General features: G+C 63.6%; 21 protein-coding genes. 11 read left to right on the forward strand and 10 right to left on the reverse strand.

Annotation, left to right across the window (positions count from 1 at the left end; genetic code table 11):
• Positions 1–47: 47 nt before the first annotated feature.
• Positions 48–1658: a chaperonin GroEL gene (groL, locus tag BH682_RS09560; RefSeq protein ID WP_003940715.1), complete on the forward strand. Its 1611-nt coding sequence runs from the start codon at positions 48–50 to the stop codon at positions 1656–1658.
• A gap of 74 nt (positions 1659–1732) precedes the next feature.
• Here the strand turns inward: groL and BH682_RS09565 are convergent, their stop codons facing one another.
• The 4 genes from BH682_RS09565 to BH682_RS09580 form a co-directional block, all read right to left on the reverse strand.
• Complete coding sequence (locus BH682_RS09565; protein ID WP_075832756.1) at positions 1733–2470, reverse strand: anti-sigma factor; 738 nt, start codon at positions 2468–2470, stop codon at positions 1733–1735.
• Between the two features lies 1 nt (position 2471).
• Positions 2472–3140: a sigma-70 family RNA polymerase sigma factor gene (locus BH682_RS09570; protein WP_007728615.1), complete on the reverse strand. Its 669-nt coding sequence runs from the start codon at positions 3138–3140 to the stop codon at positions 2472–2474.
• An 88-nt stretch (positions 3141–3228) separates the two neighbouring features.
• The gene (locus BH682_RS09575) at positions 3229–3894 is read right to left on the reverse strand and encodes a fasciclin domain-containing protein (protein ID WP_007728616.1); all 666 of its coding nucleotides are present in this window, start codon (positions 3892–3894) and stop codon (positions 3229–3231) included.
• 192 nt (positions 3895–4086) lie between these two features.
• Complete coding sequence (locus BH682_RS09580) at positions 4087–4383, reverse strand: WhiB family transcriptional regulator (protein ID WP_003940939.1); 297 nt, start codon at positions 4381–4383, stop codon at positions 4087–4089.
• A 768-nt stretch (positions 4384–5151) separates the two neighbouring features.
• On the opposite strand from BH682_RS09580, the gene BH682_RS09585 reads away from it, so the two are divergent.
• The 3 genes from BH682_RS09585 to BH682_RS09595 all read left to right on the forward strand — a co-directional run bounded on the left by BH682_RS09585 (position 5152) and on the right by BH682_RS09595 (position 7526).
• On the forward strand, positions 5152–5850 hold the full coding sequence (locus BH682_RS09585; protein ID WP_003940892.1) for a hypothetical protein: 699 nt from the start codon (positions 5152–5154) through the stop codon (positions 5848–5850).
• Between the two features lie 175 nt (positions 5851–6025).
• Entirely contained in the window at positions 6026–6604 is a 579-nt protein-coding gene (locus BH682_RS09590) for a sigma-70 family RNA polymerase sigma factor (protein ID WP_003940953.1), read from the forward strand.
• Entirely contained in the window at positions 6588–7526 is a 939-nt protein-coding gene (locus tag BH682_RS09595) for an anti-sigma-D factor RsdA (protein WP_228402069.1), read from the forward strand. The genes BH682_RS09590 and BH682_RS09595 overlap by 17 nt, the downstream gene beginning before the upstream one ends.
• Positions 7527–7615: 89 nt before the next feature.
• On the opposite strand, the gene BH682_RS09600 is transcribed toward BH682_RS09595, so the two are convergent.
• On the reverse strand, positions 7616–8020 hold the full coding sequence (locus BH682_RS09600; protein ID WP_003940777.1) for a DUF5319 domain-containing protein: 405 nt from the start codon (positions 8018–8020) through the stop codon (positions 7616–7618).
• Positions 8021–8263: 243 nt separating this feature from the next.
• Between BH682_RS09600 and guaB the strand changes: the two genes are divergently transcribed.
• The 3 genes from guaB to BH682_RS09615 all read left to right on the forward strand — a co-directional run bounded on the left by guaB (position 8264) and on the right by BH682_RS09615 (position 12882).
• Entirely contained in the window at positions 8264–9787 is a 1524-nt protein-coding gene (gene guaB / locus BH682_RS09605; protein ID WP_003940903.1) for an IMP dehydrogenase, read from the forward strand.
• Between the two features lie 27 nt (positions 9788–9814).
• The gene (locus tag BH682_RS09610; RefSeq protein WP_003940976.1) at positions 9815–10954 is read left to right on the forward strand and encodes a GuaB3 family IMP dehydrogenase-related protein; all 1140 of its coding nucleotides are present in this window, start codon (positions 9815–9817) and stop codon (positions 10952–10954) included.
• Between the two features lie 173 nt (positions 10955–11127).
• On the forward strand, positions 11128–12882 hold the full coding sequence (locus BH682_RS09615) for a GMC oxidoreductase (RefSeq protein ID WP_003940689.1): 1755 nt from the start codon (positions 11128–11130) through the stop codon (positions 12880–12882).
• A 69-nt stretch (positions 12883–12951) separates the two neighbouring features.
• Here BH682_RS09615 and BH682_RS09620 read toward each other — a convergent pair whose 3' ends face one another.
• Positions 12952–14709 carry an Ig-like domain-containing protein gene (locus BH682_RS09620; RefSeq protein WP_003940813.1) on the reverse strand — a complete coding sequence of 586 codons (1758 nt, stop codon included), beginning with the start codon at positions 14707–14709 and terminating at the stop codon, positions 12952–12954.
• Positions 14710–14760: 51 nt separating this feature from the next.
• Positions 14761–16530, reverse strand: coding sequence for an Ig-like domain-containing protein (locus BH682_RS09625; protein ID WP_003940887.1), 1770 nt, complete (start codon positions 16528–16530; stop codon positions 14761–14763).
• A 367-nt stretch (positions 16531–16897) separates the two neighbouring features.
• Between BH682_RS09625 and guaA the strand changes: the two genes are divergently transcribed.
• The gene (gene guaA / locus BH682_RS09630; RefSeq protein ID WP_007727510.1) at positions 16898–18469 is read left to right on the forward strand and encodes a glutamine-hydrolyzing GMP synthase; all 1572 of its coding nucleotides are present in this window, start codon (positions 16898–16900) and stop codon (positions 18467–18469) included.
• Between the two features lie 55 nt (positions 18470–18524).
• Here guaA and BH682_RS09635 read toward each other — a convergent pair whose 3' ends face one another.
• Both BH682_RS09635 and BH682_RS09640 read right to left on the reverse strand, forming a co-directional pair.
• Positions 18525–18758, reverse strand: coding sequence for a hypothetical protein (locus BH682_RS09635; protein ID WP_003940832.1), 234 nt, complete (start codon positions 18756–18758; stop codon positions 18525–18527).
• Positions 18755–20140 carry a PspC domain-containing protein gene (locus BH682_RS09640; protein ID WP_075832758.1) on the reverse strand — a complete coding sequence of 462 codons (1386 nt, stop codon included), beginning with the start codon at positions 20138–20140 and terminating at the stop codon, positions 18755–18757. Before BH682_RS09640 ends, BH682_RS09635 begins: the two co-directional genes overlap by 4 nt.
• Positions 20141–20376: 236 nt before the next feature.
• Between BH682_RS09640 and BH682_RS09645 the strand changes: the two genes are divergently transcribed.
• The 3 genes from BH682_RS09645 to BH682_RS09655 are packed head-to-tail and all read left to right on the forward strand — an operon-like array spanning position 20377 to position 23817.
• Positions 20377–21657 (forward strand): ATP-binding protein, encoded by a 1281-nt coding sequence (locus BH682_RS09645; protein ID WP_037125680.1) that lies wholly within the window; start codon positions 20377–20379, stop codon positions 21655–21657.
• A complete protein-coding gene (locus tag BH682_RS09650; protein WP_003940972.1) occupies positions 21654–22313 on the forward strand; it encodes a response regulator in 660 nt (219 codons plus the stop codon). Before BH682_RS09645 ends, BH682_RS09650 begins: the two co-directional genes overlap by 4 nt.
• Before the next feature lie 49 nt (positions 22314–22362).
• A complete protein-coding gene (locus BH682_RS09655) occupies positions 22363–23817 on the forward strand; it encodes an MFS transporter (protein ID WP_042449833.1) in 1455 nt (484 codons plus the stop codon).
• Here the strand turns inward: BH682_RS09655 and BH682_RS09660 are convergent.
• Positions 23814–25022, reverse strand: a complete 1209-nt coding sequence (locus BH682_RS09660) for an MFS transporter (protein WP_075832759.1) — start codon at positions 25020–25022, stop codon at positions 23814–23816. The genes BH682_RS09655 and BH682_RS09660 overlap by 4 nt on opposite strands.
• Positions 25023–25182 lie beyond the last annotated feature (160 nt).

Below are 25182 nucleotides of genomic sequence, written 5' to 3' on the forward strand. Positions count from 1 at the left end.
GGGCGGAATGCGTTCACGCCCCGAAGATTCAGGAGCTGACAGAACAGATGTCCAAGCAAATTGCGTTCAACGAGACCGCACGCCGCGCTCTCGAAGCCGGAGTCGACAAGCTTGCCGACGCCGTCAAGGTGACCTTGGGCCCGCGTGGACGCCACGTCGTGCTCGCCAAGGCATTCGGCGGCCCCACCGTCACCAACGACGGTGTGAGCATCGCCCGTGAGATCGAGCTCGAAGATCCCTTCGAGAACCTCGGCGCACAGCTCGTCAAGAGCGTCGCCACCAAGACCAACGATGTTGCCGGCGACGGCACCACCACCGCGACCGTTCTGGCCCAGGCCATCGTCCGCGGCGGACTCAAGAACATCGCAGCGGGCGCGAACCCGATGGCTCTCGGCGTCGGCATCAACGCCGCAGCAGACAAGGTCGTCGAGGAACTGCTCGCCGCAGCCACCCCCGTCGAGGGCGAGAAGTCGATCGCTCAGGTCGCCACCGTCTCCTCACGTGACGAAGAGATCGGCAAGCTCGTCGGCGAGGCACTCACCCGTGTCGGAACCGACGGCGTCGTGACGGTCGAGGAATCCTCCACCGTTGCAACCGAACTCGTTGTCACCGAAGGTGTTCAGTTCGACAAGGGCTACCTCTCGCCCTACTTCGTCACCGACATCGATGCGCAGAAGGCCGTCTACGAAGACGCGCTGATCCTGCTCTTCCGCGAGAAGATCAGCTCACTTCCCGACTTCCTTCCGCTGCTCGAGAAGGTTGCCGAATCCGGCAAGCCGCTCTTGATCATCGCCGAGGACGTCGAGGGTGAAGTTCTCTCCACCCTCGTGGTCAACTCCATCCGCAAGACCATCAAGGCCGTCGCCGTCAAGGCACCGTTCTTCGGTGATCGTCGCAAGGCATTCCTCGACGACCTCGCAGTCGTCACGGCAGGCACCGTCATCAACACCGACGTCGGCCTCTCGCTCAAGGAAGCCGGCCTCGAGCTGCTCGGCAGCGCTCGCCGCGTTGTCGTCACCAAGGACGAGACGGTCATCGTCGACGGTGCAGGCACCGCTGACGACATCGCGACCCGCGTTGCGCAGCTGCGTCGCGAGATCGAGAACACCGATTCGGATTGGGACCGCGAGAAGCTCGAAGAGCGTCTGGCGAAGCTGTCCGGCGGCGTGGCCGTCATCAAGGTCGGCGCAGCCACCGAAACCGATCTGAAGGAACGCAAGTTCCGCGTCGAGGATGCGGTCAACGCAGCCAAGGCAGCAGTTTCCGAGGGCATCGTCCCCGGTGGCGGATCGGCTCTCGTTCAGGCCGGTACGGCTCTGATCGGGAACCTCGGCTTGACGGGTGACGAGGCCACCGGCGTTGCCGTGGTCCGCGAAGCCCTCAACGCTCCGTTGTTCTGGATCTCCAGCAACGCAGGCATCGACGGTTCCGTCGTTGTCAGCAAGGTCGCCGAGATGACCAAGGGCGAAGGCTTCAACGCTGCCACCCTCACCTACGGCAACCTGCTTGCCGACGGCGTCGTCGACCCGGTCAAGGTCACTCGCTCGGCAGTGGTCAACGCCGCTTCCGTCGCGCGCATGATCCTCACGACCGAGAGCGCCGTCGTCGAGAAGCCGACCGAGGAAGTTGCCGACACCGGACACGGTCACAGCCACTGACTCGCTGCTCGTAGTTTCAACAAATAAGAGATCCCCCACCGGATTCCGGTGGGGGATCTTTTTTCGTCTGGCGATCAGATGAGCGGGATCGTTGCGAACGGCTCGCTCGTCGGCTGCTGCGATCCGCCGGGCGGTTCGACAGTGAACGCCAACTTCGTATTCGGACCGATGCCGTCGAGCACCACCTGGGTAGTGGGTTTGACGTCACCCGGAGCCATCGTCCCCATCGGGATCATCGTGGTGTCGTCGGTGTCGCCCGGCACCAGCCACATCTGGTAAACGGTATCCGGACTCGGGGGAGTCACATCGTTCATCACGAGGACTGCGGCGTCTTCGGAGGGCGAGAACAGCGTCGTGGCACTACCGCCGCCCGGGATGTCACGCGTCGTGGCATGAACGTCGGGTGCTGCCATGATTTCGGACGCGGCGTTCTGCGGCGGCGTGTTGTCGGACAGCGTGCGCCCGATTCCGATGCCGCCGACCAGGATTGCGACTGCGGCGGCCGCCGCAAGAGCCACGGTCCACGGGCGTCGACGGTTACGGCGCTCGGCCAGCGAAACGGGGGCATTGGGAGCAGCGGCCTGCTCTGCGATCGAGGCAAGGACGCTGCTGCGCAGCGACGGCGGGGGCTCGACGGCGTCGACGACGGTCATCGCGGCCATGGTTTCGGCGGTGAGCCGGACCTGGGCGTCGAATTCGGCGCGGGTCGCGGAGTCCGAAGCGGCAAGTCGTTTGTCGACCTCACGGCGCTCGTCGAGGTCCAACGCATCGATCGCGTAGGCGTACGCATAGTCGATCAGCTCTTCGTCCATCTCACATCACCCCCAAACATCCACGTAGGCGCAGTAGTCCGTCGCGAATTCGCGACTTGATCGTGGGAATCGCCACGCCGAGATCTTCGGCCACCTCGCGGTACGTTCGGCCGCCGTAATAGGCGAGAGTCACCGATTGGCGTTGAGTGTCCGTCAGCGTTTCGAGACAGTCGGTGACAGCACGATGCTCGTCTCTTCGTGTCACTTCGTCGCTGACGACGTCGAACTCGGGAGTGGCATTTGTGGTGTCGTAGAGAGCCTGTCGATCCGAACTCGACTGTTCGGAGCGCACGCGATCCACTGCGCGCCGGTGGGCAAGTGTCAGGAGCCAGGAGAGCGCGGACCCCTTGGCGGGGTCGAAGCTGTCGGCTGATTTCCAGGCTTGGAGGTAGACCTCTTGGACCGCTTCCTCGGAGAAACCTGGATCACGGAGTACACGAAGAACCATGCCGTACACACGGGAGCTGGTTCGGTCGTAGAACTCGGCGAAGGCGCTCTGGTCGCCACCGGCGACGTTCGCGAGGATCACTGCCAGCTCGCGTGATTCCGCGATTCGCGCGGTGCGGGCCGCAGAATTGTCCGTCGGGCATGCGTCGGCCGCATCCGACGCATGGTCTGGCTCGCTCACGAAGAGTTGTCTCGCTTCATCGCGTACAACCGTAGCGTGCATGTCCGGTTCTTTTCTCTTGGCCCGCCGTTGGCCGCTGTGCGCCTTTATTAACCGCGGGGGGTTGATAAAGGCGCACAGCAGGTGGGGACTACTGCGGCATCAGCACCGAATCGATGAGGTAGACGGTGGCGTTTGCGGTCTTGACTCCACCGCAGACGACAGTTGCGTCGTTGACCTTGATGTTGTCACCGGATCCGGTGACGGTGACCGTTCCGCCCTCGGCGGTGGGGTGAGTTCCGTCGATCGCGTCAGGGGCGATCTGGCCGGGAACCACGTGGTAGGTGAGGATCTTGGTCAGCGTGGCGCTGTCCGTCTTGAGGCTGTCGATCGTGGCGGGGTCGATCTTGGCGAATGCCGAGTCGATCGGTGCGAAGACGGTGAACTCGCCGCCGTTGAGGGTGTCGACCAGGTTGACGTCCGGGTTGAGCTGGCCGGAGACTGCCGCGGTCAAGGTGGTGAGCAACGGATTGTTGGATGCCGCTGTGGCAACCGGATCCTGGGCCATTCCGCTGACCGATCCGGCGCCGCTCGGCACTGCAGCTGCGTAGTCGGCACAACCTGCACCGACCAGATCAGAAGCGGGCTCTGCCATCGCGCTGCTGGGAGACATGCTCGATCCCATGGCAGAAGACGTCATGGCGGCGCTGGACGTGTCGGTCGACGAATCGTTGTCGTCCGAGGAGCAACCGACCACGCCGAAGACGGCGAAAGAGGCTGCTGCGGTGACTGCCAGAACTCGAGTAGAGGTGTTCATGGGTCTGCCTTCCTGAAGGGATGTGCTGAGGTGCACTGTCAGAAGGCATTCGGAGGCGGGCGTCGGTCGGATGGGTCGTGTCGGAAATTCTTTTCGACAGTGTCCCGTCCACACGCATTTTCGACGGTGTCCCGTCCACACGCAAAAGCCCCCGAAAACTCTCGGGGGCCTAGTGCGCTCTACCTACGTGTATCAGGAAGCTATGCGGGTGGTGCGACGGTGGCGCGCGTGTAGTTCACGTTCGGTTTCCGACATTCCTCCCCAGATGCCGTACGGCTCGGCGACGGTCAGCGCGTGGCTGCGGCACTGCATCAGGACCGGGCACTGACGGCACATCTCTTTTGCGCGGGTTTCGCGCTGGGCACGTGCTCTACCGCGTTCGCCATCGGGATGGAAGAACATGGAGGAGTCGACTCCGCGGCACAGACCGTGCATCTGCCAGTCCCAGATGTCTGCGTTGGGGCCTGGAAGGTGATTCGGTGCAGGCATGTTGACTCCTTACTGCAAGCTCGCGTTGATCAACGAGCGGACCAAGTTGCCCGGAGGTTATCCGGGCCTTCTGAATCGTTCACGCTTGCTAACCGTAAGGGTGCTGAGTAAATCGCGTCAATAGGCTCGTTCAGTGGCGATCGGCATATATCGAAATGCGAGAGTTAACGAAGTATATATTTACATTTCGGGCCCCTCGTGCGTTGTTCTGCGCCGATGTCGAAATTGGGTCGATCGAGGTGGCGGCCGGCAAGCCTGGCAGCTCGAGATGCGAAACCCACAGATCAGGGATATGTTCGAGGCTGATCGCCCGGCGAAATCACTCAGTCATTCGGCTCGGTTTGCGTCATTTGTCCGATATTGCGTGGGCGGGGTTGCACTCCATTTCGGGACTTAGTGCCCAAGTTTCAACTAGGACATCCGTCCAATAAGTAATGCGCAGTTAACGTCACGGATATATGCCCGTTAAATATCATTACGAGTACATTTGGCAAATCTCAGTTGAATATCTGATTAACTCCGACAAACTTGCCTTTTCGTGTTTCGTGCGACTTTTGGCATCGTTGGTGTGACGCCGGTCGTGCGAATGTCTGCTCGTGCTGCTGCGATGATCAACCTGTGTCGACACCTGCGCGCCCTCAATCACCTGTGCCCAACGAAACAACTGCACTTCCAGGGTCCCTCGAGTCTGCCGCGTTCGGTGCGGATCCGGATCTCGTCCGCCTCCCGGCGCCTTGCTCTACCCGAGATTGGTGGACAACGGCAGTAGTGCTGGGTGGTCAGGGCCACTACGCAAGAGCGCGGGCTGCATTGGATGTCCTCGATCGGCTCACGGCCGGGTTCTCGACGCACTCGGATCGAGTTCTTGCCTCTCTGTCTGCCAGCACGAGAGCGTCGTTTCTTCGCCAGAGCGGACGCCATGCACTCGCGTCCACGTGGGACGGGCGCGCACTGGCGATCGTCGGCGGCCTGCCAGGTGATCCAGAGGCTGCCTGTGACGCTCTGACCGGTCTGGCCGCAGACGCCCTCGGCTGTGGCAGGCTCCCGCTCGGCTGGCGCCTGCTGGCGCAATGTCGGGCGCGTCTGGATGCCGAGGGCGGGCTGTGGCGGCAGGAAATTCGGATCGAATGGGTCTCCGCAGAATTGGCGTTGGCGGGAGGCGACTTCGCTCGTGCCCGCAGACACGCAGAACGCGCCGTCGAATTGTCAGCGGAATCAGAGTCTGTGCGGCACCGCGTGAAGTCGGATCTGCTGCGTAGCGCCGCGCTGACCGGAACAGACGCGAGCGCAGCCGTGAAGATGGCAGCAGATGTGTTCGCGCGGTGCCGGCAATACGGCCTGCTGCCCCTGGCCTGGGCGTCGTCTCTGTTGATCGAAGGTGTCAGCGGTGAGAGAACCTCACCGAGTGCCCGGGAGATCGGCGATCTGATTGCGATGCGTGGTGGATCACTCCTACCTTTGTCGTAACCACTCCACCGAAGTCTCCGGAGAACATTCCAGAAGGAGCTGTATCGATATCGCGACTGCTGGGCAGGTATGCGGAGACCAGTCGGTCCGGATGGTTACTCTTAGAGGGTTCCGCTGAGAGCGGGAGCACACCCGCTCGGGAGGTGCCACTGTAACGCCAGGATTTTCGCTGACGATGACAAATACGAGCGATGAGTTGGACACCGCGGTCGCCGCTGCTGCGCAGGGCGACCGTACAGCTCTAGCTTTGGTTCTGGAGAACATCCGACCGATGGTGGTGCGCTACTGCCGCGGTCGAGTGGGTGCGGCCGAGAGAGGACACCTGTCCGCTGACGACGTCGCACAGGAAGTCTGTCTGGCCGTGATGACCGCGCTGCCGCGTTATCAGGACCAGGGACGCCCGTTCATGGCCTTTGTGTACGGAATTGCCGCGCACAAGGTTGCGGACGCACATCGAAGCTCCGCCCGTAACAAGTCGGAGCCCGTTTCCGAAGTACCGGATGTAATAGCACTGGATGATGGTCCCGAACAGCGAGCTCTCGATTCGGAGTCCAGCAGACAGATGCACGAACTTCTCGGCACACTTCCGGAGAAGCATCGAGAAATCTTGATACTTCGCCTGGTGGTCGGGATGTCGGCCGAGGAAACGGCCGTCGCCGTCGGTAGTACCGCCGGAGCTGTACGAGTCGCTCAGCACAGAGCGATCGCGAAACTGAAAAAAGAAGTGACGAAAGCAGGTGAGAGCTTTGGCTAGAGACGAGGGGCATGACGCTTCGAATCTCGGTGATCTCGCCGACGACGGTACGCCAGTGGATTTGGCTGCGGTTCGGCGTGACGATGCGCTGATCGAATCCATTTCGAATGGTGGGCCGGTAGCAACCGATAGCACCGAACAGTACGAACTTGCGTTGATCCTCTCGCAATGGCGTGACGATGTCGTTGCGACTCCGATGCCCGAGGGTCCGTTGTTGGACGATGTCATCGCTGCAATCACAGCGACGCCGTCCGGCTTCTCCGATCGTCAGCGTTCACGTTCCCGTTCTCGATTGCGTGTGGTTCGTCCGATCGCCGCCGCTGCAGCTGTTGCAGCAGTGGTCTTCGGTGGCGCGACGGCGATGGCGTACGACGCCCAGCCCGGCGATGCCCTGTGGGGTGTCAAGCAGGTCGTCTTCGCCGACGAGGCCAACTCGACAGTTGCGAAGATCGACACGACTTCCGAGCTGGAAAAGGCCGAGCGGCTGTTGGCTGCCGGAGACATTCCTGCGGCAAAGATGGTGCTGGACAACGCAGCTCACCGTGCCGATGCGGTCAAGGACTCGCAGGACAAGACCGACCTCGTCGAGCGTTGGGGCAAGTTGATGACGCAGGTCCAGGAGACCACGTCACCCGCAGTGCCGCCGTCGACGACCGACCAGCAGTCCTCGATTGCCACCTCTCCCACGGCGATTCCGGGGATCTCCGTCAATCCGGCGAACCCTCAGCTGCCTGGGGGTGTGACCACGACGACAACGCCCAATCCTGGAATCATGCAGGCGCCTGGTCCAAGCGCGGCGTCGTCGACACCGTCATCGTCGCCCACGGCAACGACCACGACAACAACGACGACAACCACGACAACGACGCCTCTGGCGCCGGCCTCGTCTCCGTCGGGTGATTCTTCGTCACCCCCGCCCTGATCGCATCGTTCCGATCTGAATTCATACGAAAGTGGCCGACAAGCAATTGCTTGTCGGCCACTTTCGTATGAGCTTGGGTGAGGTTTCGCTCAGCTGTCGAAACCGTCGCCGTGCATCGCCTCGTTCATCGACGCGTCGGCGTATCCACGGCAGTAGTCCCACGTGACATATGCCTCAGGCATCGGGTCGTAGGCAGGCTCGTGAGGGCGGACGGTTCCGTCCACGAGCAGCTGCAGCAGGTTTGCGCGCAGCATGTCCCAGTCGTGGTAGTGATCCTGTTGGCAGTCCTCGCAGCAGACTACGAGACCGCGGATACCGCGGTGAGCGAGGAGTGCCTCGTAAACAGCGAGGTCAGCGAGATCCTCCTCGACCGCTTGGCGTTCGTGGGGGTCGAGTGGTTGGCCCGGCTCGATGGCATCGAGAGCCGCGGAGGGGTCAGCTGGGTCGCCGGCGAAGGGATCTGGCGGCAGACCGGGGGGCAGTTGATCACGCACAGCACCACGGTACGCAGGTCAGGGGGGTCAGCGCCACTTGTTACGCGTACACGCAGCGTGGGTGGGATGGTTCGGACCTTTGAGTGAGCCGATACCATGGTGTGCAACGCCGGGAAAAGGTGCCAGGAATTTCTTTCCGTGCAGGCGCCTTCTATCCGATATCCAGCTTTCGTAATCCGTTTCGAGGCGGCTGCTACAGCGGTCGCCCTGGGCGAATCTAGGTCCATGGAGGGTCCTGACCGCATGAGTAGTTCTGCAGGACATGTACACACCGGAGGAGACGACCCCAACAAGGTCGCGATGCTGGGACTGACATACGACGACGTGCTGCTGTTGCCTGCTGCGTCCGACGTCATCCCGAGCCAGGTCGACACGTCCAGTCAACTGACCCGCGACATCCGTCTGCGGATTCCGTTGGTCAGTTCTGCGATGGACACCGTCACCGAGTCGCGCATGGCAATTGCGATGGCACGCGCCGGCGGCATGGGTGTTCTGCACCGCAACTCGTCGGTTGAGGTCCAGGCAGGACAGGTCGAGACGGTCAAGCGTTCCGAGGCCGGCATGGTGACCGATCCCGTCACGTGTAAGCCGACCGACACGATGGGTGAGGTCGATGCGAAGTGCGCTCGTTTCCGCATCTCGGGTCTGCCTGTCACCGACGACGCCGGCCAGCTGGTTGGCATCGTCACCAACCGGGACATGCGTTTCGAGGTCGACCAGAACCGCCCGGTCGCGGAGATCATGACCAAGATGCCCCTGATCACCGCTCAGGAAGGCGTCACCGCTGACGTGGCACTGGGTCTTCTTCGTCGGCACAAGATCGAGAAGCTGCCGATCGTCGACGGCAACGGCAAGCTCACCGGTCTGATCACGGTCAAGGACTTCGTCAAGACCGAGCAGCATCCCGACGCCACCAAGGACCGTGACGGTCGACTGCTCGTCGGCGCTGCAGTCGGTGCCGGCGATGACGCCTTCCAGCGCGCGATGGCGCTCACCGATGCCGGTGTGGACGTACTCGTGGTGGACAGTGCGCACGGGCATTCGTCCAACGTTCTCGACATGATCGCCAAGCTCAAGCGTGAACTGGGCGAGCGGGTTCAGATCATCGGTGGCAACGTCGCTACGCGCGCGGGTGCTCTGGCACTGGTCGAAGCCGGCGTCGATGCCGTCAAGGTCGGAGTCGGCCCTGGTTCCATCTGCACCACCCGCGTCATCGCCGGTGTCGGTGCCCCTCAGGTCACGGCCATCCTGGAAGCGGTTGCCGCGTGCAAGCCTCTCGGTGTGCCCGTCATCGCCGACGGTGGACTCCAGTTCTCCGGTGACATCGCGAAGGCTCTTGCCGCAGGTGCGTCGACGGCCATGCTGGGTTCACTCCTGGCCGGTACCGCTGAATCGCCCGGCGAACTGATTCTGGTCGGCGGCAAGCAGTTCAAGAGCTACCGCGGAATGGGTTCGCTCGGCGCGATGCAGTCGCGTGGCGAGGCCAAGTCGTACTCCAAGGACCGGTACTTCCAGGACGACGTACTTTCCGAGGACAAGTTGGTTCCGGAAGGCATCGAAGGACGTGTTCCGTTCCGTGGCCCGCTCTCGCAGGTGACGCACCAGCTCACCGGTGGTCTGCGCGCTGCCATGGGATACACGGGGTCGGCGACGATCGAGCACCTGCAGAACGCTCAGTTCGTCCAGATCACGGCGGCCGGTTTGAAGGAAAGCCATCCGCACGACATCACGATGACTGTCGAAGCACCCAACTACACCGCTCGTTAGCAACCAGTACACGAGAAAGGGGCGCGCGTGCGCGACCTCGTTGAGATCGGCATGGGTCGAACGGCCCGACGTACCTACGAGTTGGACGATGTGAACATCGTTCCCTCCCGGCGAACTCGTTCGTCGAAGGAGGTGTCGACTGCTTGGCAGCTCGACGCTTACAGGTTCGACATTCCTGTCCTCGCACATCCCACCGACGCGTTGGTCTCGCCGACTTTCGCGATCGAGTTGGGTAAGCGCGGCGGCCTCGGTGTCATCAACGGTGAAGGCCTGTGGGGCCGTCACCCCGATGTCGAGGAGAAGCTCCGGCGTCTCGTCGAGATCGCCGAGAAGGACGGTGGCGTCGACGCGGCCATCCGCTACCTGCAGGAGCTGCATGCGGCTCCGCTGCAGGCCGGTCTTCTGGCAGCTGCGGTGGCGCAGGTCCGTGATTCGGGGGTCACCACTGCCGTTCGCGTCAGCCCGCAGAATGCGCGCGCACTGACGCCGGAGCTGATCAAGGCGGGAATCGACCTCCTGGTCGTCCACGGCACGATCATCTCGGCCGAGCACGTCGTGCACACCGAGCAGGAACCGCTCAACCTCAAGACGTTCATCTCGGAACTCGACGTTCCGGTTGTCGCGGGTGGGGTCAGTGACCACCGCACCGCGCTGCACCTGATGCGTACCGGCGCTGCCGGTGTCATCGTCGGGTACGGGTCTACCGAGGGTGCAACCACCACCGGTGAGGTCCTGGGCATCGGTGTTCCGATGGCCACGGCCATTGCCGATGCTGCAGCAGCCAGGCGCGACTACCTCGACGAGACGGGTGGACGCTACGTCCACGTCATCGCCGACGGTGACATCGCAACTTCGGGTGATCTGGCGAAGGCCATCGCCTGCGGTGCCGACGCTGCCGTTCTGGGCACGCCGCTGGCCGTGTCCGCCGAGGCGCCGGGTGGTGGCTGGTACTGGCCGTCCGCTGCGGCTCATCCTTCGGTTCCGCGTGGAGCACTTCTTCCGGTTTCCTATGGTGAGCGTCCGAGTCTGGACCAGGTTCTGAGCGGCCCTTCGGACGATCCGTACGGTTCGCTGAACTTCGTCGGTGGTCTCCGTCGGTCGATGGCGAAGGCCGGATACTCCGATCTCAAGGAGTTCCAGAAGGTCGGGCTGACAGTCCGCGCGTAGTTTGTACCTTTCTGTGGCCCCGGTTCTTCGTGAACCGGGGCCACAGTTCGTTGTGCAGGACTTTCTTCCGTTCCTGATACTTGCGGTTACGCTTATGGGGCCCCTTGTGGTGGTAGTCACAAGGGATAGGTGCATACTGGCGGGTAACTACGGTTCACGGTGGAGGTGTCCTGATGGGCAAGCAACGGGCAACGGACTACGACGTACTGATCGTCGGATCCGGGTTCGGCGGAAGCGTGAGCGCGCTTCGTCTCGTGGAGAAGGGCTACAAGGTCGGCGTCATCGAAGCCGGCCGACGGTATGCCGACGAAGATTTCGCGAAGACCAGTTGGGATCTCAAGAAGTTCCTCTGGGCTCCGAAGCTGGGGTGCTTCGGCATTCAGCGCGTGCACCTGTTGCGCGACTGCCTCATTCTCGCGGGCGCAGGCGTCGGCGGCGGGTCGTTGAACTACGCCAACACGCTGTACCAGCCGCCGGAGCCGTTCTTCCAGGACAAGCAGTGGGCGCACATCACCGACTGGCGAAGCGAGCTCACCCCGTACTACGAGCAGGCTCAGAAGATGCTCGGCGTCGTGCAGAATCCGCACATGACGCCCGCCGACGAGATCATGAAGTCCGTCGCAGATGACATGGGTGTCGGCGACACGTTCATCCAGACGCCCGTCGGCGTCTACTTCGGTGAGCCGGGCAAGAAGGCGAAGGACCCGTACTTCGGCGGCGTCGGACCCGAGCGCACCGGTTGCATCGAGTGTGGCGAGTGCATGACGGGCTGCCGTCACGGAGCGAAGAACACGCTCCTCAAGAACTATCTGGGCCTTGCCGAGACAGCCGGCGCCGAGATCATTCCGATGACCACCGTGTCCGGGCTTCGTGAGGCTCGCGACGGTTCGTGGGACGTGTTCACCGAGCGAACCGGTGCATTCGGACGAAAGAACCGCCGCACCTACACGGCTGCGAACGTCATTCTCGCGGCCGGAACGTGGGGCACTCAGCATCTGCTGTTCGACATGAAGGACACCGGAGCGCTGCCCAAGCTCTCCGACAAGCTCGGCGAGCTGACTCGAACGAACTCCGAATCCATTGTCGGTGCAGGCAAGTACAAGGTCGATCCCGCACTCGATCTGACCCGCGGAGTGGCGATCACGTCGTCGTTCCACCCGAGCAGCGACACCCACATCGAGCCGGTCCGCTACGGCAAGGGATCGAACGCGATGGGCCTGTTGCAGACCTTGATGACGGACGGCGGCGGCAAGACGCCCCGATGGATCAAGTTCCTCGGTGTGGTTGCGAAGAATCCGTACCAGATGTTGCGCATGTTGACGGTCAAGGACTGGAGTGAGCGCACGATCATCGCGTTGGTCATGCAGAACCTCGACAACTCCATCACCACGTACACGAAGAAGGGCCTGTTCGGTCGACGCAAGGTCACCAGCAAGCAGGGCCACGGTCAGCCGAACCCGACGTGGATCCCGGAGGGCAACGAGGCGACGCGTCGAGTTGCCGAGAAGATCGACGGCGTCGCGGGCGGCACGTGGGGCGAGATCTTCAACGTTCCACTGACGGCGCACTTCCTCGGCGGTTGCGCTATCGCGTCGGATTCCGATCACGGCGTCATCGATCCGTACCACCGCGTGTACGGCTACCCGACGCTCAGCGTCGTCGACGGCGCAGCGGTCTCGGCCAACCTCGGCGTGAATCCGTCGCTGACCATTGCCGCTCAGGCCGAGCGTTCGGCCTCGCTGTGGCCGAACAAGGGGGAGACCGACCTGCGTCCCGCCCAGGGCAGCGGCTACGAGCGTTTGGCTCCGATTGCACCCAAGTCGCCTGTGGTGCCGGCGTCGGCCCCGGCCGCGCTGGTCCTGCCGATCGTGAAGATCACCGGCGGCAAGACAGCTACCGCTGTTCCGGCGGAGCCGGCAGCCGGATAGTTCGCCGCGAACGAAGATGGGGCGTGTCGTCGAGGATTCGACGACACGCCCCATCTCTGTTTCAGAGTGTCAGCCTCCTAGCGACCCGAACAGAGTGCCGAGGTCGAGGCTGCCGGTCCCGCCTCCGGGCCCGCCGTCCGTATCGCCGGGGACGGTCAGGGTCTGCGGCGCGGATGCGGAGGCCGTGTAGCCCGAAGCGCCCACGAATTCGGCGGTGACACTGTAGGTCCCGGAGTTGTAGAACGTCGCCGGTACCGTTGCGACACCGTTGACCACGTCGACCGGTCCACCGATGAGGGTGTCACCGACCTTGAACTGGACCTTGCCCGTGGCGCCGGACGGATCGACCGTTGCCTTGAGCGTCACCGGGGTGTTCTTCTGAACAGTTCCGACAGCGTCGAGAACCGTGGTCGTCTCGACGTCAGCCGGAGCCGGCGTCGTCACACTGACCGGGAATGCCGGGGCAGCGGACGGGGCGAATCCTGGTGAGCCCGTGAACTTCGCGACAACCTTGTGCGTTCCGGTCGAGGTGAAGGTGTACGGAGCGACGGCAACTCCGTCGGTTCCGACCGGAGCACTGACCGTTTCGGTGCCGTCGACGATGAAATCGACGGTGCCGCCGGTACCCTGCGGATCGACCTTGGCAGTCAGGTTGACGTCCTGTCCGACCTTCGCGGTCGACGGCGACACCGTGGCGGTAGTGGTCACGGCGTCCGGCGGTGCATCGGTCGTGACGGTCACGATCTTGGCCGACGCCGACGTCGACGCCAGGAACCCAGGGGCTCCGCTGTAGCTCGCGGTGATGGAGTGCGGTCCGTCCTCGGTGAAGGTCGGGGAGATGCTGGCCGACCCTCCGGTTACCGGCACGGCGTCCTCGAGTGGGTTGTCGCCGTCGAAGAACTGGACGGTTCCACCGTTTGCGCCGCCGCTCACGTTGGCTGACAGGGTGACGGGAGTTCCGTTCTTGGCGTTGGCCGGTCCGACGACTGTGGTGGTGGTTGCCTTGTCCGCCTCGATGATCCGCGTCGTGGCGAGGGGGCCTGCGCCGCTGTTGAGCGGACCGTTCTCGGCGTCACGCGGGGTGCATCGCGTGGGTGCCCAGGCGGTGATGACCAGGGTGGCCTTGGGGAGGAACGTGAGGAAGTTGCGATCGTTGTTCCACGCTCCCGCGCTGCCGCCGGTGCGTACCTTCATCGCGACGTCCCCTGAATCGCCGGCCTTGAGAACTGCCTTGACCTGGGGGAGCTGGAACTGCGTGTAGCCGTCGGCATTGTTGGAACCATCGACGTTCTTGCCGGTCGCCTTGACGACGATGCCGCCCTCGGAGTTGATGCTCGAGCTGGGGCTGTTTCCGATGACCTGGTTGTTTCCGGAGAGGCGCAGAATCGTTCCGTTGGGATCGACGTTGCCGTTCTCGTTGACGCGCAGGATGTTCGGCGCTACACCGCTGAGCCCCGCCGAAGTGCCGGGGACGATGGTGGCTTCCACCAGGGTGGCGTTCGCAGGAACGTCGACGTCGACCTTGATGCGGGAGACGTTCTGGACGGTCGCCCCCGAAGCGGAGCCGGGAAAGGCGATCGGGCCGGGTTGGATGGTGACTTCGAAGGTTTCACCGGCGCCGATGGATTCCGGTGCGTCGACGATGACCGAGCCGGACTGTGACTGCGTGGTCGGACCGGCGACAGCGGACGGGGTTGCCAGGCAACTCGTGCCGAAGGTTGTTGTCACGGGGGCCGCTGATGCGGGGATTCCCGCGAGGATGACGCCACTGGCGAGTGCCGTGGCGGCGATCGGCGCCGCGATGCGACGTCTGGAGTACACGAACATGGATTCTCCTGAGCTGGGTACGGGAGTGGTGTCCAAAGCTGATGTGGGGGACTAGCTTCCGAAGAGCGGGATGAGGCCGCTGAGCGAACCGGTGTCCACGCTTCCGGTGCCGCCGCCGTCGGTCGGTGCGGTGCCGACCTGCACGACGGTCGGGCCGGAGACGGAGTTCTTCCAACCGGCGTCGCCGACGAAGTTGGCAGTGAGGCCGAACGTTCCCTCGTCGTCGAAGGTGTGCGTGAGTGTCGCGACGCCGTTGACGACGGCAACGGGTGCGCCGATGGGCGTCGTGCCGGACTTGAACTGGATCATTCCGTTTGCTGTTCCGGGTGCGACGGTGGCCTTGAGCTGCAATGCCTTTCCGACCTGAGCCGAGCCGCTGACGGTCAGAGACGTCGTGGTGTCGGCGCGCGCGGGTTCGGGATCGGTCACGTTCACCGTGAACGACGTGGACGTGGAGCCGATGAATCCGGTTCCGCCGGAGAACTCTGCCGTCACGGCTGCAGCGCCCGCTGATGCGAAGGTGTGCGGGAGGATCGCGACGCCGTCACCCGTGCCGACCGGTGCGGTACCGACCTCGGCGCCGTCGACCTTGAACGTCACGGTTCCGCTGCTCGGGATGGGGGAGACGGTGGCCGAGAGGTTGGTCGGTTCACCGACAACAGCGGTGAGTGGTTCGACAACTGTGGTCGTGGTTCCCCAGTCGGGATCGCTGACGTCGAGTTGGGTTGCGGTGGAGACGGAATCGCCGTAACCGGCCTCGCCGGTGAACACTGCGGTGAAGCTGTGGGTACCCGAAGCGTCGTAGCTGCGGGTCAGGGAAGCCGTTCCGTTGACCACAGCCACCGGTGCGCCGAGGTTGGTCTCGCCGTCTTTGAACTGCACCGTGCCCACGGCGTTTGCCGGTGTGACGACAGCGCTCACGGTGATGCTGTCACCTACCAGCGCGGCGTTCGGGGCCGAGATCGTGGTGGTGGTGTCCGCGGAGACGTCGACGGTCTGGACTCCGGAGGTCGAGCTGTGGAATCCCGGACCGGCGTTGTACGCGGCGGTGATGTCGTGGGCGCCGACGCTGTCGAAAGTGTGGGAGAGGGTGGCGCTACCGCCCGAAACCGGGACCGGTGAGCCGATGTCGTTGCCGCCGTCCTTGAACTGGACGGTGCCGCTCGCGTCGGACGGCGCAACTGTCGCGGTCAGGTCGACCGGCGTGCCGACCTTCGCCGTTGCCGGTGCAACCAGTGTGGTTCCGGTGGCGACAGACGGGTCGACTACCTGGACGTTGACGTTGATCGGGTTGAGGCCCTGCTGTGTGCTGAAGGCGTTGACGTCGAAGAGCATGCCGCTGTCGTACGTCCCGAATGCTGTGCCGACGGGGACCGTGTAGGTCGCTTCCAGTGTGACGGGTTGGTTCTTCTTGACGACGAATCCACCGACCAGGAAGGTGCAGCCGCTCGAGCACTTCGCGGAGACTCCGCCGTCTGATTCGTTGCTGATCGTGGCCCGGTTGGTCACACCCAGGTAGGTGGCCTTGGCGCTGCCCGGCACGAGGACGAATCCTGCGGGCGGGATGTCACGGATCTTTGCGATCGACCGTTCGATGCCGCTTTCGTTGTGCTTGATCTCGGTCTTGTACGTGACGGTGTCGCCTGGGTGAACTGCCGCGTTCCCGATGACACTCTTCGTGAAGATCAGGTTGTCGGTCGTGCCGGTGAAAGTGGTCGGCGGGGCTTCGTCAGCAGTGGCCGGCGTGCCGAGGACTAGAAGTCCGGCGGCAGCCGTCACAGCCGCGACAGGTATGGCGAGTCGTCGTATGAATCGACGCACAGGTCCTCCTCGAGGTGAGCGCCGTTCGGCGGCGCCGGCCGTTTGCGATCGTGATCCTGATCACTTGACGGGCGAGATTACCTTTACTGGACGTTTGGTCGAGGCGAATCGGTCAAACGTCCAGAAAATTCACCCTTCGTCCATTTCGGGCTCTGGCCTGCGATGATGCTGCCGAATTGATTGCCGAAGCTAAGGTGCGGGTGATTGGGGCGCCGTTGACCTGGACGGTGGTCTAGATCCGCGCGAGGTCACCGCGCAGTTCTGAGGGGCGGCCTTTGTAGTGACGTACCTCGCGCTCGCTCGGCCGAGTAGCGGGCTGAGTCCATGCATGCGCAGAAGCGCTGGCTGCGGCGATTAGACTGCACCTGTGGCAGATATCGAGCAGCAGAGACCAGTTCTTGTCGTCGACTTCGGGGCGCAGTACGCGCAGTTGATCGCACGGCGAGTTCGCGAAGCCAAGGTCTACTCGGAGGTGATTCCGCACACCACGACCGTCGAGGAGATCGTGGCCAAGAACCCCTTGGCTGTTGTGCTCTCGGGTGGGCCCTCGAGTGTCTACGCAGACGGTGCTCCCAAGCTTGATCCCGCACTGTTCGATCACGACATTCCGGTTTTCGGAATCTGCTACGGATTCCAGGCAATGGCAGGCGCCCTGGGCGGCACCGTCGCCGAGACCGGTACCCGCGAATACGGCCGTACCGACATCGCGGTATCCGGCGGATTGCTCCACGACGGTCTTCCCTCGACGCAGCCGGTATGGATGAGCCACGGTGACGCCGTCACCGAAGCGCCTTCCGGCTTCGAGGTGACCGCGACCAGCGACGGTGCTCCCGTCGCGGCGTTCGAGGACCGCGCCCGCAAGCTCGCCGGTGTGCAGTACCACCCGGAGGTTCTGCATTCCCCGCACGGTCAGCAGGTCCTGAGCCGCTTCCTGCACGAGATTGCCGGTATTCCGGCAGCGTGGACGGCGTCGAACATCGCCGATGCGCTGATCGAGCAAGTTCGCGAGCAGGTCGGAGACGGACACGCCATCTGCGGTCTGTCCGGAGGCGTCGACTCCGCTGTTGCTGCGGCTTTGGTTCAGCGCGCAATCGGCGACCGGTTGACATGCGTCTTCGTCGATCACGGTTTGATGCGAGCCGGTGAGCGCACGCAGGTCGAGCAGGATTTTGTCGCGGCAACCGGCGCTCGTCTGATCACCGTGGATGCCGCGGACACCTTCATCGGTGAGCTGGCAGGCGTCACCGATCCCGAGACCAAGCGCAAGATCATCGGGCGCGAGTTCATCCGCAGCTTCGAAGGCGCAGTCAGTGATGTTCTGGGCGAGAACGCATCTCATGGTGCGACCGTCGACTTCCTCGTCCAGGGCACGCTCTACCCGGACGTCGTGGAGTCGGGCGGCGGCACGGGAACCGCAAACATCAAGAGCCACCACAATGTCGGCGGGCTGCCGGAAGACCTGCAGTTCAAGTTGGTCGAACCGTTGCGTCTGCTGTTCAAGGACGAGGTCCGTGCAGTGGGCCGCGAACTCGGCCTGCCCGAAGAGATCGTCGGACGCCAGCCGTTCCCCGGTCCCGGACTCGGTATCCGCATCATCGGTGAGGTCACCCGCGATCGCCTCGAGATCCTGCGTCAGGCAGATTCCATTGCGCGCGAAGAGCTTACGTCTGCAGGCTTGGACGGAACCATCTGGCAGTGCCCGGTCGTTCTCCTCGCCGACGTCCGAAGCGTGGGCGTGCAGGGTGACGGCCGGACGTACGGTCATCCGATCGTGCTGCGTCCGGTCTCGAGTGAAGACGCGATGACCGCGGACTGGACGCGTCTGCCGTACGAGACCCTCGAGCGCATCTCGACTCGAATCACCAACGAGGTTGCGGACGTGAACCGCGTAGTCCTCGACGTGACGAGCAAGCCGCCGGGAACTATCGAGTGGGAGTAAAAACAACTGTGCGCCTTTATTAACCCCCCGCGGTTAATAAAGGCGCACAGCAGTTTTACTTCCGGTTGCGCCGATTCGGCAGAATCACCAGCAGTAGTCCTGCCACGACGGCGGCACCGACGAACAGCCAACGGAATTGAATGTTCGCTGCCGGCGCCAGGGAGAATGGCCCGACCAACGCCCACACACTGACCAGAAGTGCGGCCAGTCCGGCGATCAGCAGAAGTGCCGAGGGGCGCTTGGATTCTCGGGTCTCGTCGTGCTCTGTGGTCTCGTCGTATTCGCTCATGATTGCGTCACCTTCAGACTGCCGAACGTTGCTTTGGCGTTGATGGTCAGTGTGGGCGAATCCGGTGTCGCCTCGCGGCCCCGGTGTACTCCGCCGTCGAGGCAACCGGATCCGTCACCCATGACGACGGTGCAGCTGTTCTTGACGTTGACGGTTGGTGGCACCATGACGACGAACTCGCCGAACGACGCCGCGACGTCGATGGTCTTGTCCTCGGTGAAGTCGACCCCGTTGAGGTCGAGAGTGAAACTTCCGAAGGCTCCCGAGTACGACGGATCCAACTCGGAAGCGGTTGCCGGAGTCCATCTTTGCTCACCCGAGGCGTCGAAATCGATCGGGTAGACCAACGAGGCGAGAAGCACGAAACCCACGAGCGGTCCGGTGACGACCAGCAGGCCGTACCCCTTGCGGAAGAATGCCCCGAGGATCAGGCCGAGCGCGATGACGGCGAGTCCGACAGCACCGACTCGGCCCGGAGTGAACCACTCGTTGCCGGTTGCCGCGCCCGCTGCCCCGGTGACGGCGGCGACGATGATCGCGAGTCCGAGCACTGTCAGCGTCCATCGCGAGCGACGCTTACGTGGTGGCAAAGGCAGCAGCGGCGTGGCTTTGACTGCCGGGTCCGGGAGATCCCAGGCGAACGGAGCGACGCCGAGCGGATCCCAGGAGGGCGGTGTGATGGCGCCCTCGCCGATCACCTCGGTCGGATTGGCGGCGGCTGAAGCGCTCGGGTCCTTCGACAGGTTGATCGTCGGATGATCGGCCTGAGATTGCGGTGACTGTTCGGCCGGCGGTTCCTCGGGCACGTAGCTGTCGGGGAGTTTTGTGTACGGCGTGTACACGGGCGGCTGATTGGGTGCGAAGTATCCGGGAGTGAACGGCCCGGGCGTGAATCCCGTGCCTGGATACGCGGTACCCGCGCCGACGTACGGTGACGTGCTCTGTGGCAGTGCAGGCGGGACCGGCGCTCGTTGGTAGAGCAGCCACAGGCCTCCGACCATCAGAATCAGCCCGATCAGACCGGAACCACCCAGGCCGACGCCGACAGGCCCGACGGTCGTAGCCGCGATGGCGAGAGCCACCAGCAAGACGATGGTCTTGGTACTGGAATCGGAGCTGTGTCCGCGGCCCATCAACGACTGTGCGGGGGACGATCCGTCACCGGCGCGGGCGAGCACCAACCACCCGGCGAGGTAGAGAAGGATGCCTGAGCCGCCGAAAATAGTGGAGGCCACAAACGCGACACGTACCAGAATGGGGTCGATGCCGTACCGGTATCCGATTCCGGCGCATACCCCGGCCACGTGACCTTGTGCCGGCAGACGCACGGGGCGGGTCCGCCACAGATCCTGGATCTGTTCTTGGAAAGTCGGATTGTTCATGAATCAATCCTGGCTTCCGGGGCGGCCTCCGCGCATCAGGGCCAACCCTGATCTTTGTGACGATCGGGGCCAGGGGCGCCGCCCTGATTCAGGGTTGGACCCTGATGTGACTGCGAGTGGTTCGTGCCAGTATCGACTATGTGCAATATCTGTCAGATCCGCCGTTCGTGAGCGGTCCCGCTCCCGGGTTCACGGGAGGCCCGCCCGTCAACGGGGTACCGGTGCATGCCGTACCCATGAAGAAGGGTGTGCCCATTCCGGGCGGTGTTCCATTGCGAAAGCTGGAGCGGCGCTCCGGCGGTCGCATCGTCGCCGGTGTTGCAGGCGGTATCGCCGATCATCTCGGGATCGACGTCCTGAAGGTTCGAGTCGCCTTCGCGATTCTGGCGGCGATGGCCGGATCCGGCATCGTGATTTACGGCGCCCTCTGGATCTTCACCTCAGCCGGCACGGACACCCAGAAGCCGTCCGCGGCCGAGCGGCAGCGGGCGTACGGCTTGATCGCACTCGGATTGGGCGGCGCAGCCGCGTTGTCCTGGCTGTTCAGCGGCACGGCGGGTTCGGTGCTCGCACCGTTCTTCGTCGTCGCGATCGGTGCCGCTTTGGTGTGGCGCGAGTTCGACTCCGACGGTCCCCGGACCGTCATCGGCTTGCCGCAGCGGCCTACCGTTCTCACGTGGGCGCGGGTGGTCGGGGGAGCGACCTTGATCATCTTGGGTCTCGGCGTCGTCGTCCTCGCTCAGGTCGACCTCGAAGCACTGCGCTCGTCCCTGCTGGCCGTGGTGGTGACGCTGATCGGTGTCGGTTTGTTGACGGTGCCGCTGTGGCTGCGGATGTGGAGGGCTCTCGGCGCCGAGCGTGCGGCCCGAATTCGCAACGACGAACGTGAAGAGATCGCCTCGCATCTGCACGACTCCGTACTTCAGACGTTGGCGCTGATTCAGAAGCAGTCCGACAATCCGCAAGAGGTGGCGCGCCTGGCCCGTGGTCAGGAACGTGAGCTGCGCAAGTGGTTGTTCAGCGGCGGGGATATCGACCACACGAGCCTGACCGAAGGTCTGAAGATCATCGCCGGTGAAGTGGAGGACCAGCATGGCGTCACGGTCCGCCCCGTCACGGTCGGCGACGTACAACTCGAAGGCGAAGGCGTCGAGAACGGTCTGCCCAAGGAAGCGTTCACCGCGCTCCTCGGTGCGACGCGTGAAGCTCTCGTGAACTCGGCAAAGCACTCGGGGGAGAAGGAAATCAATCTTTTCGCCGAGGTCGAGGGCGACCAGGTCAGTGTGTTCGTTCGTGATCGCGGAGTCGGATTCGACGTCAATGCGGTGCCGGAGGACCGTCAGGGTTTGGCCAAGTCGATTCGTGGTCGCATCGAGCGACGGGGTGGCCGCGTCGTGGTTCGATCCGACATCGGAAAGGGCACCGAGATCCGCGTGCACATGCCGCTCGGTGACTCTGCTCTAAAGTGGGACCAGACTGCTGACCGTGTCGACAACCCCGAGGAACAGCCCCAGTGACTTCGCTTGCGCCGCCCCCGTACCGCGTATTTCTTGTCGACGATCATGCAGTGTTCCGCTCCGGGGTGAGGGCGGAACTCTCGCGCGAGGCAGACATGGACGTAGTCGGTGAAGCCGGTGGCGTCGCTGAGGCGATCGCGGGTATCAACTCGACGAAACCGCATGTCGTTCTGCTCGATGTCCACATGCCTGACGGTGGTGGAGTGGCAGTTCTGCGCGGAATCGATTCCGGCCCGGTGTGCTTGGCGCTCAGCGTTTCCGATGCGGCCGAGGACGTGATCGCGGTGATCCGCGGCGGTGCGCGCGGGTACGTGACCAAGACGATCTCGGGATCCGAACTGGCCGAGGGTGTACGACGCGTTGCCGGTGGTGACGCAGTGTTCGGGCCTCGCCTGGCAGGCTTCGTACTGGACTCCTTCACCGGGCGTTCCAACGCACCCGAGCCGCAACTCGATCCGGAACTCGACTCGCTGACTCCGCGAGAACTCGAAGTGCTCAGATTGCTGGCACGTGGGTACACTTACCGTGAAATCGCCGAGGACCTGGTGATTTCCGTGAAGACGGTCGAGACTCACGCATCGAACGTCCTGCGAAAGACTCAGCAGTCCAATCGCAATGCGTTGACGCGTTGGGCACATCGCCGCCAGATCGACTGAATTCCCGCGCGCTCTTTCGCGATTGCGTGTGAAGGCGCACCATGGACCGATGACGGAACCACTGGCGCTCGCGTCGAAGCGTGGGCGTTGGGTTGTCGCCGCCACCGTTCTCGGCTCGAGCATGGCTCTCCTCGACGGCACCGTCGTCAACATTGCTCTTCCTCACATCGGTGAAGAACTGGGTTCCGGTGTCGCCGGACTGCAGTGGACGCTCAGCGGTTACACCTTGGCCTTGGCGTCGCTGATTCTGCTCGGGGGAGCCCTCGGTGATCGTTGGGGTCGGCGACGGGTATTCGTGTGGGGGACGGTCTGGTTCGCGGTCGCGTCGTTGCTCTGCGGAATTGCACCTGACATCACGTTTCTGGTGATTGCACGAATCCTGCAGGGAGTGGGAGCTGCGCTCTTGACACCTGGCAGCCTTGCCATCATCTCCGCGTCACTTCGTGAGGAGGACCGCGGCGCGGCAATCGGATTGTGGTCGGGTTTAGGTGGTGTTGCCGGCGCCATCGGACCGCTTTTCGGTGGTTGGCTGGTGGAAGTGGCGGGATGGCGATCGGTATTCCTGCTCAATATCCCGCTGGCGATCGTCGTGGTGTGGGCAGCGGTGCGCCATGTACCGGAGAGCCGCGACCCGCATCCGCCCGAGCACCTGGACGTGGTCGGATCTGCCTGCGCAGTAGTCGGTCTCGGCGCACTGACGTACGGGCTGATCGAGGTCAACCCGATAGTCGGGCTGATCGGAGTGATCGCGCTCTGCCTGTTCGTCGTGGTGGAACGACGCTCACCGAGTGCCCTTGTGCCGCCGTCCCTGTTCCGTTCGCGGATGTTCGTCGCGGCCAATCTGGTGACCCTTGCGGTCTATGCGGCGCTGGGCGGTGTGTTCTTCCTGCTCGTGCTGCAACTGCAATTGGTTGCCGGGTACTCGCCGGTGGCTGCCGGCGTCGCAACGGTACCGATCACCTTGGCATTGCTGCTGTTGTCTTCGCGCGCGGGCAGTTACGCGCAGACGCATGGACCGCGATTGCCGATGACGGTCGGGCCCGCCGTTGCCGCGGTGGGGTTGGTGTTGATGACGCGGATCGGCCCGGATGCGTCGTACCTGACCGTCGTGCTGCCGGGAGTTCTGGTGTTCGGGCTCGGCCTGGCGGTGATGGTCGCGCCGTTGACCGCCGCGGTGCTTGGTTCGGTACCGGTGGAGCAGTCCGGAATCGCATCCGGTGTGAACAATGCCGTTGCTCGCACGAGCCAACTTCTTGCCGTCGCGGCCTTGCCTGCCCTCGTGGGTATCGACGCCGAAAGTCTGGTCGATCCGACGAGTTTCTCCGACGGGTTCCGGTACGCGATGTACATCTGTGTGGCACTGCTGTTGGTCGGTGCAGCGATCGCCGCGACGCTGATCCGAACTCCGACAGTAGAGCCTGTTCAGGAAGCGGATTCGGTTGCATGCAAGCCGCATTGTGATCTGACGGGACCTGCAGTGCAACCGAATCCGATGAGGGACTAGACGCTGATGTCGCGATCGCGGCTGGGCACCAAGGGAATTGCTGCGGCGGGAAATGCCGCGACTATCGCGAAGGCGAGCGGGTAGCCGACCGCGCCGATCAGCGCACCGACCACCGGGCCCACCGCTGACGCGGCAACGAACTGCCCGGTGTTCTGTGCGCCCAATGCTTTTCCTTGCCATTTCGGCCCGGCAGCTTCGGCCACGGAAGTGAATGCCAAACCGTTGTCGGCGACGCTGATAGTGGTTGCCAGCAGCAGGATCAAGGCGGGAACGCCCCAAGGCGCTGCGCCGGCTGCCGCCATTGCCAACATGACCGCAGACGCGGAGACGGCAACCAACCGCAGCGGGCCTACTCTGCTTCCGGCGCGATCACTCCAGATGCCGACAACGATGCGTCCGAGTGCACCCACGAACTGGGAGATCCCGATCAGGAGCCCAGCGGGCGCAGCGTCCCATCCTTGCTCGCTGATCAGCCAGACCAGACCGAATGTCGAGAGGGTGAACTGCGGAAACACCAGCAGTGCCGAGACGACGTGAATGCGCCACAGGAACCAGTTCGAGCGATAAGGATTTACCGTTTCGACCGGGATGTCTGTGGGCCGCGCCGCCGGCCGCGGGGGATTGATCAATGCGACGGCGCAGATCAGGGCGAGAACGCCGTTGAGAGCTACCGACAGTCCGACGGCCGAACCGATTCCTACGTTCGCAGCGAGAGTCGGGATGGTCAGCGACGCGATGGTCACGCCCAGGGGCTGTGACATCTGCCGGATTCCCATCGCGAGGCCGCGCCGATCCTTGGGAAACCAGCCGACCACAACACGTCCACTGGCAGCATTGGTGCTCGCCGCAGCCATTCCGCCCAGCAGAAATGCGATCCCGAGGAGGGTGTAGTTGTCGGTGGTGGTCGCGGCCAGCGCGGCGATCGCCGTCAGGCCGAGCCCGATGGAGATGACCCATTTCTCGCCGAATCTGTCAGCCATGGCTCCCCACGCCACCAGCGTGAGAACCATGCCGAAAGTGGTTGCAGCGGCCAGAGTTCCGGCCTGCGTCAACGAGAGGCCGTGCTCGGAATGCAGCAGCGGGATCAAGAAGGCGGGAGTGCTGACGAAGACGGTGCCTGCGGCCTGGGCTGCGACGCCGATTCCGAGCATCGTCCACGCCTTCGGGGAGACGGCCGTCTTTTCCAGCCGCGACGCCTGCGTCATGGTGCCCTCCGATCTCTACGCTGTTCGACGATGCCGACGCTACTCGCGTGGTTTCACATGTTGAAACCAGAATCCCACTATTTGGTCGAACGCGGACGGTTCAGGGTGCGAAGTGCCCACCCCTTTTCGAGCGAACGGTACGACGATCGCCTTGGGTGCG

This window comes from Rhodococcus sp. YL-1, assembly GCF_001942025.1.
Lineage (GTDB): Bacteria > Actinomycetota > Actinomycetes > Mycobacteriales > Mycobacteriaceae > Rhodococcus_F > Rhodococcus_F qingshengii.

Excerpts from the sequence above, each read along its gene's own strand:
- groL (WP_003940715.1), top strand. The coding sequence starts at position 48 with ATGTCCAAGCAAATTGCGTTCAACGAGACCGCACGCCGCGCTCTCGAA.
- BH682_RS09565 (WP_075832756.1), bottom strand. The coding sequence starts at position 2,470 with ATGGACGAAGAGCTGATCGACTATGCGTACGCCTACGCGATCGATGCG.
- BH682_RS09570 (WP_007728615.1), bottom strand. The coding sequence starts at position 3,140 with ATGCACGCTACGGTTGTACGCGATGAAGCGAGACAACTCTTCGTGAGC.
- BH682_RS09575 (WP_007728616.1), bottom strand. The coding sequence starts at position 3,894 with ATGAACACCTCTACTCGAGTTCTGGCAGTCACCGCAGCAGCCTCTTTC.
- BH682_RS09580 (WP_003940939.1), bottom strand. The coding sequence starts at position 4,383 with ATGCCTGCACCGAATCACCTTCCAGGCCCCAACGCAGACATCTGGGAC.
- BH682_RS09590 (WP_003940953.1), top strand. The coding sequence starts at position 6,026 with ATGACAAATACGAGCGATGAGTTGGACACCGCGGTCGCCGCTGCTGCG.
- guaB (WP_003940903.1), top strand. The coding sequence starts at position 8,264 with ATGAGTAGTTCTGCAGGACATGTACACACCGGAGGAGACGACCCCAAC.
- BH682_RS09615 (WP_003940689.1), top strand. The coding sequence starts at position 11,128 with ATGGGCAAGCAACGGGCAACGGACTACGACGTACTGATCGTCGGATCC.
- BH682_RS09620 (WP_003940813.1), bottom strand. The coding sequence starts at position 14,709 with ATGTTCGTGTACTCCAGACGTCGCATCGCGGCGCCGATCGCCGCCACG.
- BH682_RS09635 (WP_003940832.1), bottom strand. The coding sequence starts at position 18,758 with ATGAGCGAATACGACGAGACCACAGAGCACGACGAGACCCGAGAATCC.
- BH682_RS09640 (WP_075832758.1), bottom strand. The coding sequence starts at position 20,140 with ATGAACAATCCGACTTTCCAAGAACAGATCCAGGATCTGTGGCGGACC.
- BH682_RS09645 (WP_037125680.1), top strand. The coding sequence starts at position 20,377 with ATGAAGAAGGGTGTGCCCATTCCGGGCGGTGTTCCATTGCGAAAGCTG.
- BH682_RS09655 (WP_042449833.1), top strand. The coding sequence starts at position 22,363 with ATGACGGAACCACTGGCGCTCGCGTCGAAGCGTGGGCGTTGGGTTGTC.
- BH682_RS09660 (WP_075832759.1), bottom strand. The coding sequence starts at position 25,022 with ATGACGCAGGCGTCGCGGCTGGAAAAGACGGCCGTCTCCCCGAAGGCG.